Origin of the sequence: Bradyrhizobium tropiciagri, assembly GCF_018130545.1 — a bacterium.
Classification (GTDB): Bacteria; Pseudomonadota; Alphaproteobacteria; order Rhizobiales; family Xanthobacteraceae; genus Bradyrhizobium; species Bradyrhizobium tropiciagri_A.
The window spans coordinates 333,832-346,775 of record NZ_JAFCKF010000006.1; the positions used below are offsets into that span (position 1 = coordinate 333,832).

Annotated in this window: 10 protein-coding genes; 3 read left to right on the forward strand and 7 right to left on the reverse strand. The window is 63.7% G+C overall.

Features of this window, described 5'->3' with window-relative positions:
• Positions 1-7: 7 nt before the first annotated feature.
• The 4 genes from lptE to JQ616_RS26740 form a co-directional block, all read right to left on the reverse strand.
• The gene (gene lptE / locus JQ616_RS26725) at positions 8-565 is read right to left on the reverse strand and encodes an LPS assembly lipoprotein LptE (RefSeq protein ID WP_212019713.1); all 558 of its coding nucleotides are present in this window, start codon (positions 563-565) and stop codon (positions 8-10) included.
• Positions 552-3,176 (reverse strand): leucine--tRNA ligase, encoded by a 2,625-nt coding sequence (gene leuS / locus JQ616_RS26730; RefSeq protein ID WP_212019715.1) that lies wholly within the window; start codon positions 3,174-3,176, stop codon positions 552-554. Before leuS ends, lptE begins: the two co-directional genes overlap by 14 nt.
• Positions 3,177-3,545: 369 nt before the next feature.
• A complete protein-coding gene (locus JQ616_RS26735; protein WP_212019717.1) occupies positions 3,546-6,149 on the reverse strand; it encodes an MASE1 domain-containing protein in 2,604 nt (867 codons plus the stop codon).
• A gap of 328 nt (positions 6,150-6,477) precedes the next feature.
• Entirely contained in the window at positions 6,478-8,169 is a 1,692-nt protein-coding gene (locus JQ616_RS26740) for a sensor domain-containing diguanylate cyclase (RefSeq protein ID WP_212019719.1), read from the reverse strand.
• Positions 8,170-8,278: 109 nt separating this feature from the next.
• Here JQ616_RS26740 and JQ616_RS26745 point away from each other — a divergent pair, with 109 nt between their 5' ends.
• Positions 8,279-8,983, forward strand: coding sequence for a YggS family pyridoxal phosphate-dependent enzyme (locus JQ616_RS26745; RefSeq protein WP_212019721.1), 705 nt, complete (start codon positions 8,279-8,281; stop codon positions 8,981-8,983).
• Positions 8,984-9,021: 38 nt separating this feature from the next.
• Here the strand turns inward: JQ616_RS26745 and JQ616_RS26750 are convergent, their stop codons facing one another.
• Positions 9,022-9,807, reverse strand: coding sequence for a 2-keto-4-pentenoate hydratase (locus tag JQ616_RS26750; RefSeq protein WP_212019723.1), 786 nt, complete (start codon positions 9,805-9,807; stop codon positions 9,022-9,024).
• Positions 9,808-9,901: 94 nt separating this feature from the next.
• Entirely contained in the window at positions 9,902-10,441 is a 540-nt protein-coding gene (locus JQ616_RS26755) for a L,D-transpeptidase family protein (RefSeq protein ID WP_212019725.1), read from the reverse strand.
• Positions 10,442-10,683: 242 nt separating this feature from the next.
• On the opposite strand from JQ616_RS26755, the gene JQ616_RS26760 reads away from it, so the two are divergent.
• The gene (locus JQ616_RS26760; protein WP_016841446.1) at positions 10,684-11,370 is read left to right on the forward strand and encodes a response regulator transcription factor; all 687 of its coding nucleotides are present in this window, start codon (positions 10,684-10,686) and stop codon (positions 11,368-11,370) included.
• A 57-nt stretch (positions 11,371-11,427) separates the two neighbouring features.
• Positions 11,428-11,868 (forward strand): Crp/Fnr family transcriptional regulator, encoded by a 441-nt coding sequence (locus JQ616_RS26765; RefSeq protein ID WP_050627983.1) that lies wholly within the window; start codon positions 11,428-11,430, stop codon positions 11,866-11,868.
• Positions 11,869-12,032: 164 nt separating this feature from the next.
• Here the strand turns inward: JQ616_RS26765 and JQ616_RS26770 are convergent, their stop codons facing one another.
• A complete protein-coding gene (locus JQ616_RS26770) occupies positions 12,033-12,848 on the reverse strand; it encodes an exodeoxyribonuclease III (RefSeq protein ID WP_176534509.1) in 816 nt (271 codons plus the stop codon).
• Between the last annotated feature and the right edge of the window lie 96 nt (positions 12,849-12,944).

Sequence of the window (12,944 nt, forward strand, 5' to 3'; positions counted from 1 at the left end):
GCGGCGATCAGGTCCCGCTGGAGAAGAACGAGGCGAGCCGGGTCTGGATGTTGTCGGCGATTTCCTGCGCGGCGCGGTCCTCGGCATCGCGGAAGGCGCGGGCGCGGGCGTAGCGCTGGTAGGAGCCCGGCATGTCATAGGACACGCGCGAGAACGTGGTGCCGGTCATGACCGATTGGTTGGAGGCGATGTCGATCAGGTTGAACTGGGCGTCGATGCCATAGTTCTCGCTGGTCGGCAGCGCGGTGGTCGGGTCGATCATCAGCGAGGAGCGGCTGGTGGTGAAGCGCAACACCAGCCGATGCGTCGGCGGCGCGCCGGTGGCATTGCCGTAGAGTTTGAAGGCGAGGGCGTTGCGGACCTCGACGCCGACCCGGGCCTCGCGCGAGGCGTTCGGCTTGTCGACCGGCGGAACCTCGACGCCCAGCAGCTTTTCGCGCAACTTGGACGACTGACCGTCGAGCGTGCGCTCGGCATACATCGGCTGGAAGCATCCGGCCGTCAGCGCGGCCAAGGCGGCCACGGCCACGAGCCGGGCGGCGATCCTGATCCTAGCCGACAACATTGACGATCCTCATGGGCACCACGATCACCTTGCGGACGGGTTTGCCGCCCAAGGCGGCTTTTACCGCATCGAGCGCCAAAACGGCAGCCTCTATATCCGCATTTTGCGCCGTCCGTGGCACGGTAACATCACCTCGTTTTTTACCGTTGACCTGGACGACCAGGGTCACGCTGTCTTCGACCAGCAAATCGCGTTCGATTTGCGGCCAATCGGCCTCGGAAACCAGTCCCTGCTGGCCCAGAACCACCCAGCACTCCTCAGCCAGATGCGGCATCATCGGCGAGAACAGCTGGACCAGGATGGTCGCGGCTTCCTTGACCGCCCAGGCGACGTCCGGCGCCGGCTTGTCGGCCTTCGCCAGCACCTCGGCCAGCGCGTTGGCGAATTCGCGGATGTGGGCGAGACACACGTTGAAATGCAGCCGTTCGATCCCGGACGACACCTTGTCGAGCGCGCCATGGGCGGCCTTGCGCAGCGCCAGCGCCTCAGGTCCGAACGTGCCCGGCCGGGCCGCCGGCGCCAGCTTGGCGATTTCGGCGGATTCGTTCACCAGCCGCCACAGCCGCTGCACGAAACGCGAGGCGCCCTGCACGCGCTCGTCGCTCCAGATCACATCGCGGTCGGGCGGGGAGTCCGACAGCATGAACCAGCGCGCGACGTCGGCACCGTAGCTTGCAATGATGTCGTCGGGGTCGACGGTGTTCTTCTTCGACTTCGACATCTTCTCGATCGGGCCGATCTCGATGTCTTCGCCGGTCGCCAGCAGCACCGCGCGGCGGGCGTTACCATCAACCTCGATCTTCACCTCGGCCGGGGTGACCCAGGAGCCGTCGGCTTTCTGGTAGGTCTCGTGCACCACCATGCCCTGGGTGAACATGCCGGCGAACGGCTCCGACATGTCGATATGGCCGGTCGCCTTCATCGCGCGGGTGAAGAAGCGGCTGTACAGCAGATGCAGGATCGCGTGCTCGACGCCGCCGATATACTGGTCGACCGGCATCATCCGGTTGGCGACCGCGGGCGTGGTCGGCGCATCCTTGTTCCAGGGATCGGTGAAGCGCGCGAAATACCAGGACGAGTCCACGAAGGTGTCCATCGTGTCGGTTTCGCGCACCGCCTTGCCGCCGCACTTCGGGCAGGTGACGTGCTTCCAGGTCGGATGATGGTCGAGCGCGTTGCCCGGTTTGTCGAAAGAGACATCCTCCGGCAGCGTCACCGGCAGCTGGTCGTCCGGCACCGGCACCACGTCGCACTTTGCGCAATGGATCACCGGGATCGGGCAGCCCCAATAGCGCTGCCGTGAAATACCCCAGTCGCGCAGCCGGAAGTTCACCTGCCGCTCGCCGACCGGCATATTGCCGCGCAGCTCGGTTTCGAGCCGCTTTGCGACGTCTTCCTTGGCCGCTTCGATCGTCATGCCGTCGAGGAAGCGCGAATTGATCATGCGGCCGTCACCGTCATAGGCGACGTCGGTGATCACGAACGTCTTCGGGTCCTGGCCCTCGGGGCAGACCACCGGCGTGTTGCCGAGATTGTACTTGTTGACGAAGTCGAGGTCGCGCTGGTCGTGCGCCGGGCAGCCGAAGATCGCGCCGGTGCCGTATTCCATCAGCACGAAGTTCGCGACATAGACCGGCAGCTTCCAGCTCGGGTCGAACGGATGCACCGCCTTGATGCCGGTGTCGAAACCCTGCTTCTCGGCGGTGTCGATGATCGACTGCGCGGTGCCGATCTTCTTGATGTCGGCGATGAACTCGGCCAGCTTCGGGTTCTTCGCGGCAGCCGCCTGCGCCAGCGGATGATCCGCCGAGATCGCCATGAACTTGGCGCCGAACAGCGTGTCCGGCCGCGTGGTGAAGATCTTCAGCTCGCTCTCGCCGGCCGGCGTGGTCGCCGGATCCAGCGCGAACCTGATCAGCAGGCCCTCGGAGCGGCCGATCCAGTTGCGCTGCATCAGCCGCACCTTGTCGGGCCAGCGGTCCAGACCATCCAGCGCTTCCAAGAGCTCCTGCGAGTACTTCGTGATCTTGAAGACCCACTGGCTCATTTCCCGTTGTTCAACGACGGCGCCCGAGCGCCAGCCGCGGCCGTCGATCACCTGCTCGTTGGCGAGCACGGTCATGTCGACCGGATCCCAGTTCAGCTTGCGCTTCTCGCGCTCGGCGAGGCCGGCGCCCAGCATGTCCAGGAACATCTTCTGCTGATGCTTGTAGTAGCTGGGGTCGCAGGTCGCGAACTCGCGGGCCCAGTCGAGCGACAGCCCGATCGACTTGAGCTGCTTCTTCATCGCGGCGATGTTGTCGTAGGTCCAGGCCTTCGGCGCCACCTTGCGTTCGATCGCGGCATTCTCCGCCGGCAGGCCGAACGCGTCCCAGCCCATCGGGTGCAGCACGTTGAAACCCTTGGCGCGCATGAAGCGGGCCAGCACGTCGCCGAGCGTGTAATTGCGGACATGCCCGATATGGATGCGCCCCGACGGATAGGGGAACATTTCGAGCACGTAGTATTTCGGCCGCGGATCGTCGTTCTTGGAGGCGAAGATCGCCTTTTCGTCCCAGGTGGCTTGCCAGCGGGGCTCGGATTCACGGGCGTTGTAGCGTTCGGCGGTCATGAAATCGCAGGGATTCTGGGTGGCTTTGGGTGGTTTTCAGGTCCCATCCGGGGACGGCGGACTAGGCCACAAAAACGCCCATGGGGTCAACGGCTTGGGGACTGGCAAATACTCATGGCTCGCCGTCGGTGAGGGGTGGGGTTGGGTAGGGCTGGACACCCTCTCAGGAGCCCGCTCGGTGTCGTCACCCGGCTTGACCGGGTGACCCAGTACGCCGCGGCCCATCGGTTCAATTACCGCTGTCTCTGGAATACTGGATCGCCCGGTCGAGTGTTCAGCCCGGGGACATGACCGACGGGTGTTCGGGGACATAGCCGACACTTTTCCCGCTCGCCAGGTCGATGACAGCGCAATGTGGGGCGCGACCGGTCAATGTCTGCGCGAAGCGTCGGTCGCGTTTGACGCCAAAGGGACGACGGTTGATCGCGCCGATCTCGGGGGCGCAAGATCCTGGATGAAATCTCTCAGTGCCTCGGTATCGAACGGCTTGCGGAGTATCTTGAGGCTTGGCGGTGCCGCGTTTGCAGCATCACTGTAGCCGGTTGTCAGGGCGATCGGCAAACCCGGGTAGCGCGACCGCACCTCTCTCGCGAGTCCGACGCCATCGATGGTTCCTGGCATGACGATATCGCTGAAGACGAGATCGATCCTCGTGCCGGCATCGAGCAGTTTCAGCGCCGCTTCGGCCGAATCCCGATAGATCGTTTCATAGCCCAGATGCTCGAACAGCGAGGATGTCACATCCGCCACTTCGGGGCTGTCGTCGACAACAAGCACAGTCTGCCGCTGCGGCTGCCTTGGTCTTGCTCTGGCGGCGGCGGGGTCTTTGCTGGCGGTTTGCTCGTCTGCACTTGATGGCAAGTAGATTGTAATCGTTGTTCCCTGTCCAACCTTGCTGTCCGCCGTCACCGTTCCACCCGCCTGGTGCGCGAAACCATAAACCTGGGACAGACCGAGCCCGGTCCCTTTGCCGACCTCCTTGGTCGTGAAAAACGGATCGAACATTTTGGACAGAAGATGAGGCGGAATGCCGGTGCCGGTATCGCCAAGCGCGATCGCAAAGAACGCCTTTGCGCGGCGATCGCCCCCGGCTTCCTGGTTCGCCGTCACGGCGTGGACGGACAAGGTGAACGTGCCGCCGTTCGGCATCGCATCGCGCGCATTGACGGCGATGTTGACGATCGCAAGCTCCAGCTCGGCGAGGTCCACCTTGATCGACGCTATGCCCTCACCGACGTTCTCATTGTACACGATGTTGCCGCGCAGTGAGCTCTCGATCATGGTCCGCATGTTCTTGATGGACGCATTCAGATCGACGACCGTCGGGCTGAGATGCTGATGACGAGAGAAGGTCAGCAATTGGCGGGTGAGACTTTCGCCGCGTTTGGCCGCGGTCTGGATGGCTTCGATCGCTTTCGGCAGTTTCGGATCGAGCAGGCGCGTGAAGATCTGGGCGCTGCCGCCGATGATCATCAATAGATTGTTGAAGTCGTGCGCAATCCCGCCGGTCAGTTTGCCGATCGCCTCCATTTTCTGCGACATCGCGAGCTGTTCGCGCGCCTGCACCAGCTTCTCCTCCGCGTCGCGTCGCTCGGTTGCGTCGCGCAGGATGCTGATGAAGCCGATCAGATTTCCTGCGTCATCATGGCTCGATGAGACGGAGCCCGTGATGAAGAACGGCGTACCATTCTTTCTGATGCGCCAACCCTCTACGTCATACTTGCCTCGTTCGATTGCCGTCTCCAGCGCGTGTGCCGGCGAACCCGCGCGGCGCTCGTCTGGCCGATAGAAAATTCCAAAATGCTTGCCGATGATTTCGTCCGAACTGTAGCCGATGATGTTTTGTGCAGAGCTATTCCAGCTCGTAACGTGCCCCTCACGATCAAGCGCAAAAATTGCATAGTCGACGACGCCTTCGATAAGGGTTTGGAAGTGCCGCCTGATGCTGTCGAGCGCCAAGGCTTTTCGCTCGAGTTGACCGTTCAGTTGGTCCTGAACAGAAAGCAGATGGACTTCCGTGGTCTGGCGCGTCGCAATTGCCGCCGCCAGGGCAAGGGGAGGCGCCGATACGCTGATCGAAAGCACGAGCAGCGATAACAGTGCGCCACTCGGATCCATCTTCGGAAATGGATCGTTCCCCACCGAGAACCCCCACACGGCCATTCCGACAAAAATGAACGCAGCCGTCGACACGGTGCGTCGATCGCCGCGCAGGCCGGCCCAGACCAAGGGTAGTAAAACCAGAAAGCCCAGAAGGCTCCGATGCGGCAGCAATACGTCGAGGTCAGTGCTGACGAGGTCGCTACCGATGAGCGGGCTGTAAGCAACGATTCCAACGATGCCCGCGAGAGCGGGGACAGCGATCGACTCCAGCAGCTTCCATTTGGAGGAAATGCGTAAGGGCATCGTCGCCCAGAGCACGATGAGCGGAGCAATCACCAGCGCCGCGGCAGCGTCCGCAAGCCACCAGGTCACCTCGGCGACGACGGAATCGGAAACGCTCGATTCGTTGGCGAGCACAAGGCTGGCCGAGGCGATGGTCGAACTGATGATCGCAGTCGGCGCAAAGCAAATGATCGCAAACTTCACGACACCGACAGGCGTGGCAAACGTCTGGCGACCGTTCGACCAACGGCCGATCAGCCATGTCCCGGCACAAGCGGCAAGCAGGCTGCCGATCCCGGCGGCGCCAAACTCCAGGAGCGATCGGTCGGCCATCAGGTAAGGAGAAACGGCCCCCAGCAGGATCGCCGGCCAGATCCGGTATCCGCGCAGCAGGACCAGCGCGAGTGCAAGCCCGGTCGGTGGCCATAGCGGTGTTCCGGTCGGATTGATCGCGGGAAGCAGCCGCGCGGCTTCGGCAAGGCCGCCATAAATCGCGGCAATGATCAGGACTTCGACCGCGCAGGTCGCAATGCTCCGGGCGTCGCCAAACGCGAGAACCCTGGCTTTGTCGAACGTTGCCCTTTCCATCGCAAGCCTTTGCCGAGGGCATCTCAAGAATGCGGTGGTGACCTGTCCCCTGATCCAGTGTCACCAAAAGAGGCGAATCGCATTGTCATGACGTCGGTGTTCCCGCCAAGCACTCAACGCAGTTTTGACCAAAGCATGGCCGCACGATGGTGAGGAGAGGGATGCCAGGCAACTTCGGAAAAAAGGGTCTATCGGGCAGCACCACTGACCTAATGGCAGTGGCGGACCAGGAGCCGCCACGATGCTTCGTCGTCAGCAGCGAATCTTCATGAGCAAGCGCCCGAGTGGTGGAATGGATTGGGCTGATCCGCCCGGCGCGGCGATACAGTTAGCTCGCCAGCGCCATCCCGGCTTCATCCAGCGTCTGCAGGAAGCCGTGCTCGATCACGGCATTGCGGCCGCGCCGCTTGGCGGCGTAGAGGGCGGCGTCGGCGGCTTCGATCAGATCGCCGGGGCGCTGGGTCTCGTTCGGCTTGGTCGTCGCGACGCCGACGCTGACGGTGACGACGCAATGGCTCGAGGATGCGTGCGGCACGGCGAGGCCGAGCACTGCGGTGCGCACGGTCTCACCGATCGCGAGCGCATGCGCGGCGTCGGTGTTCGGCAGCAGCAGGCAGAATTCCTCGCCGCCATAGCGGCCGGCAAAGCCCATCGTGTCGGCGGCGATCCCCGCCAGCGTTTCGCCGATCCTGGTCAGGCAGGCGTCGCCTTCGGGGTGACCGTAGGTGTCGTTGTAGAGCTTGAAGTGATCGACATCGATCATCATCAGCGACAGCTCGCACTCATATTGCTGCGCCCGCATCCACTCGAAATCGAGCCGGCTCTGGAAACCGCGGCGGTTGGCGAGGCCGGACAGCGCGTCGATCGAGGCCATCACGGTGAGGCGATCGTTGGAGGCGACGAGCTCGCGCTCGCGCTGGCTGAGCTGCGCCGCCATCGCGTTGAAGGCACGCGCGAGCGGCACGAATTCCGCCGGTAGCTTCTGCTTGGCGACGCGCGCCGACCAGTCGCCTTCGCCGAACCGCCGCGTCATGCTGGTCATCAGCTCGATCGGATGGATGACGAGCCGCTCCGCGCCGACCAGGGCGCCCAACAAAACGAACAGGCAGACGAAACCGAGCTGCAGATAGGCGGTGCGGATCTCGCGGTTGATCGCCGCGGTCACCTTGGCCTCGTCCATGCTGACGATCAGGCGGGATTGCGTGCCGGCGATGCGCGCAAAGCTCAACGTGCGCTGGCCGCCGTCGGATGCGGTGAACGACACCGAGCCTGATGGTTCGTCGTAGCTCAGCGCCTTCTCGGCAATCGCCGCCATCAACGGGATGGTGTCGAGCGAGCGGCCGATCAGGCTGGCATGATCCGCAGGCGCCGCGATCACGACGCCGGTCGAGTCGACGAGGACCGCCGACATGCCGGGCTGGCCGCCGAGATTGGCCATGATCTGCGACAGCCAGTCGATGTTGATGCCGGCGACGACGACGGCATCCTGCTCCGGATTGATCGCGGCCACCGGATAGGCCGCCATCATCATCGGACGGCCATTGGTCCGGCCGCGCAGGTAATCGCTGAACACGAAGCCGCGATTATCCTGCGCCTTCTTGAAATATTCGCGATCGCCGACATTGAGCCCGACCTGGACGTTGAGGGTCGAGCACTGCACCAGCCCGTCCCGGGAAACGAACATGATGCTGCGGATCCAGGGCAGCACCGTCGGCAGGCTGGCGCGCAGCACCTCGCAACTCTGCGCGACACCGCCGGAGGCACGGATATAGGCGGCGGATTTCAGCATGGTCTCGACCGAGGAGACCACTTCGCGCTGGGTTTCGGCGGCGTGTGCGGTGAGGTTGGCGTAGCCGGCCGCGGCCTGCGCGATCTGCGAGGTGCGGAAATTCTCCAGCGTACGGATCCGATCGAGCATCAGGGGTGCGACCAGCATCAGCGCAAGCAAGGCCAGCCGGGCGCGAATGCCCAGAACCTTCTTGAGTTTGACCCGGTTGCGGTTGAAAGTGACGCCCGACATTCTAGTCCCTTGCCCGTGCGCCAAGGTAGAATGCAGGGCTTCAAAAAGCCTTTCCCGAATTTGGTAAAATTCGAGCCAACCCCCGCATCTGTCAGAGAACGGCACAAGCATGACCCAAAGCCCGACCGCGCCGTTATCGGCTGATTCACCACAGGGTCTCGCCGCCGTGGAGCGCGAGATCGCGCACGCCTGCAAGGAAGCGCGGCGCGACCGTGCCTCGGTGACTCTGATCGCAGTGTCGAAGACATTCGCGGCCGACGCAATTTTGCCGATTATCGGCGCCGGACAGCGCGTATTTGGCGAAAATCGCGTGCAGGAGGCCAAGGGTAAGTGGCCGGAGTTGATCCAGGCTAATCCCGGCGTGAGACTTCACCTGATCGGGCCGCTGCAGTCGAACAAGGCCAAGGAGGCGGTTGCGCTGTTCGATGCGATCCATTCGGTCGACCGCACCAGCATTTGCGAAGCGTTAGCCAAGGAAATCAAAAATCAAGGCAAGCACCCGGAACTGTTCGTCCAGATCAATACCGGCGAGGAGCCGCAGAAGGCCGGCGTCGCACCGCAGGATGCAGATACCTTCATCGCGGCGTGTCGCGAGACCTATGGCCTGCAGATTTCAGGACTGATGTGCATCCCGCCGGTCGACCAGGCGCCGGCGCCGCATTTCGCGCTCTGCGCCAAGATCGCCGCGCGCAACGGCTTGAAGAATCTCTCGATGGGCATGAGCGCCGATTTCGCGGTCGCGATCGCGATGGGCGCCACCCACGTGCGGGTGGGCTCGGCGATTTTTGGCACGCGCACCGTGCCGCATAACTGAAGCCGCATAACTAGTGTCGTGTGCGGCGAGCGCGCTGCCTACGCGAACTGCACCGACACCTTTCCGATTGCGCCGAAGTCGGCCGCGAAGACATCCCCCGCTGCAATCGGCAGCGGCGGGTGGCAGGTGCCTGTCGTGACGACTTCGCCGCCCCGCAACGTCAGCCCTAGCGCGCGCAGCTCGTTGGCGCACCAGGTGAGCGCGACGCGGGGATCGCCGAGCACGTTCTTGCCGTGGCCGATATAGCGCTCGCCGCCCAGCGTGATGGTCGGGCGCTCCTCGACGAGATCGATCGCGCGCCAGTCGGCCGGTGTCGCAGGTCCGAGCACGAACAGATGCGCGCAGGCATTGTCGGCGATTAGCTGCGCCTCGCCGGCGGAGACGAAATCGGCGAAGCGCGAATCCGGAATCTCGATCGCCGGATGCAGCGTGCCGACCGCGTCCAACACCTCCTGCACGCTGTACGGCGTGGTGCGCGGCGCGAGATCGCGTGCCATGCGGAAGGCATATTCCGGCTCGCCGACCCGCATCTCGTTGCCCGTCATCGATGCGGTGCCGCGGTCCGGTATCAATGTCTCGGCGAGGATGCGTCCGGCGAGCGGGCCCGCGACGTTGATGTGCTTCTGGCCGGCCGCGCTGGTTGCCGCGATCTTCCAGCCGAACAGTTTTTCGCGCGAGGTCTTTTCCAGCTGAGCCTGCACCGCGTAGCCCTCTGCGCGATCGCGCGGCCGCATTGCGCTATCGAGTGCGCCGAGTTTCGTTCCCGCGCGCCAGTGCTCGCTGAGGACTTTCGAGGCGGCGGTGATCTGGTTGCTGTCGAGCATGCTGGTTTGCTCCCGCGGGAATTATTCTTTGTTGCGCGTGATCTCAGCACAAACGCGTCGCGTCTGTCGCGTGGGAAAACCAATGGCCTGCCATCTATTCAATGATGATGTTCGTCTTCGGCGACATCCGCCGCAACAGCCGCAGCATCGAGGCCTTGGTCATCGAGACGCAGCCCGCGGTCGGCGAGAAATTCGGCCGCGCCAGATGCAGGAACACCGCGCTGCCGCGGCCGGCGATGCGCGGGGCGGTGTTGTGGTCGATCTCGACGATGAAGTCGTAGAGGTGATCCGCGCGGGTCAGGCGGTCGCCGGCCTGTTCCCGGTCGAGCCGGATCGGCTGGTTGTAATGGCGGTCGGTGGGATCCTCGCACCAGGCGTCCTCGCGGCGGATCGGCCGCGTCGGCAGGAAGGTCACGGGGCGCCGGTGCCGATCGGCGCGCCACCACAATTGCCGCGGATGGAACACGCCGCGCGGCGTGCCGCCGTCGCCCTCGCGCTTGTTGGCGAGGATTCCGCCGCGTCCAAGCGCCACGGGAACCGTCCAGCCATCGGCCGTCAGCCAGCCCCGGCGCGGATCGCCGGCGGCGCTGCGGACCTCGATGGCCGTGAGCGGACGATCACGTTTGACTGTCATATAAGTGATTGAAATGGCTGACCTTCCTTTAAGAATCATTCAAAACTGAACTTGCCTTGGCTGAGCAGATCATTCTATCTCCCGGCATTACAGGACATTCACGTCCTGCCCCGCCGGATTTGAGGTAGACTGCGCTGCCTTGTGAATCGGTAACAATCGCCTACCTGTGACGATATCTAGCCGATGCTACGGCCATGAGCGCCCTCCGCTTCTGACCGCCCCGCCCCCGAAGGATTGTACCTATGGCCAATGCCCGCAAGATCTTGATCGTGGATGACGATACCGATCTGCGCGATACGCTGGTCGAGCAGCTGTCCCTGCACGAGGAATTCGAAGCCTCCGCAGTCGACACCGGCGCCAAGGGCGCCACTGCCGCCAAAGCCAATTCCCCCGATCTGGTCCTGATGGATGTCGGCCTGCCCGATACCGACGGCCGCGAAGTGGTCCGCAGCCTGCGCAAGGGCGGCTTCAAGGCCCCGATCATCATGCTGACCGGCCACGATACCGATTCCGACACGATCCTGGGGCTCGAATCCGGCGCCAACGACTATGTGGCAAAACCGTTCCGCTTCGCTGTGCTGCTGGCCCGGATCCGGGCTCAGCTGCGCCAGCACGAGGCCAGCGAGGACGCGGTGTTTTCGGTCGGGCCCTACTCGTTCCGGCCTGGCTCGAAGATGCTGACCGGCGCCAACGCCCGCAAGGTGCGGCTGACCGAAAAGGAAACCGCGATCCTGCGCTTCCTCTACCGCGCTGGCCAGATGCCGGTGTCGCGCGAGACCCTGCTCCAGGAAGTCTGGGGCTACAATTCCGGCGTCACCACCCACACGCTGGAAACCCACATCTACCGCCTCCGCCAGAAGATCGAGAAGGACGCTGCCAACCCGGAAATCCTGGTCACGGAAGCCGGTGGCTACAAGCTGGTGCCGTGATACGCTTCGCGCTCAACGATTCGTGAAATCGAGGCGCACCGCGGTTACCGGCCCTGAATGTCGATCGATGATGACGTAGCCCTGCTCGAGCGGGTCCCGACGATGCGTCTGTTGGGCGACAGCTCCTTGCGCATGCTGGCGATCGGCTCCGAGCAACGCGACTTCAATGCAGGCGAAGTGCTGTTCAAGACCGGCGACACTGCGGACGCCGGCTATGTCGTGCAGCGCGGCACCTTCCGGGTCGAGGAAGGTGGTGCCGAGATTATCGCCGGTCCCGGCGCGCTGATCGGCGAGCTCGCATTGATCGTCGCGATGAAGCGGCCCTCGACCGCAACCGCACTGGAGCGCGGCTCGGTGATCCGCGTCGCGCGGAGCCTGTTCCAGCGCGTGCTGGAAAGCGATCCCGCCGCCGCCCGCCGCCTGCGCGACGAACTCGCGCTGCGCACCAGCCAGCTGGCGAGCGATATTCTGATGGCGGGCGGGAAGCTGAGTACGTGATTTCTCGTTGTCCCGGACAAGCGAGCATCGCGAGCGCGATCCGGGACCCATACGCCGCGGCCTCTCTTTGGGCACGCGGGTCGACGGCTTTGCCAGTTTCAAGACCCTGTGGTTATGGGTCCCTGCTCCCGTGCGCAATTGCGCACTAGGCAGGGACGCCACCCCTAAACCTCCATCACCGCGGTCACCGGCACATGGTCCGACGGGCGCTCCCAGCTGCGGGCGTCGCGGGTGATCTTGAAATCGCTGACCTGATCCTTCAGCGCGCGCGAGACCCAGATGTGATCGAGCCGGCGGCCGCGATCGCCGACGGTCCAGTCCGCGGCGCGGTAGCTCCACCAAGTGTAGACCTTTTCCGACATCGGGATCCGCTCGCGCGCGATGTCGAACCATTCGCCATGCGCTTGCGCGGCGAGCAGCTTCTCGGTCTCGACCGGCGTGTGCGAGACCACCTTCAACAGCTGCTTGTGCGACCACACGTCGTTCTCATGCGGCGCGACATTGAGGTCGCCGACCAGGATGTGGCGGTCGTCGCCGCGCGGATGCAGCGGCTCGCACGCCTTCATCTCGTCGAGGAATTGCAGCTTGTGCTCGAACTTCGGGTTGAGCGCGGGATCGGGAATGTCGCCGCCGGCCGGCACGTAGAAATTATGCAGCACCAGCGGTTTTGACAGCTGCGCTTTCTCGCCGAAGGAGACCGAGATGTGCCGTGAATCGATCTTGTCGCAGAACGTCCTGATGTCGGTGGTCTCGAACGGCAGACGCGAGACGATGGCGACGCCGTGATAGCCCTTCTGTCCGTTCAGCGCCACGTGCTCATAGCCGAGCCGCTTGAAGCGCTTCAACGGAAACGCATCGTCGATGCATTTCGTCTCCTGCAGGCACAGCACATCCGGCCGCGCGCTCTTCAGGAATTTGGCGACGATGTCGATGCGCAGGCGCACCGAGTTGATGTTCCAGGTGGTGACGGAGAACCGCATGAGAACGGCGTCTTAGCACGGTTCTCAGCGTGGATTGGCGCTTTGTCCACAGCAACGGTGCGTAGGGTGAGCTAGCGAAGCGTAACCCACCATGCT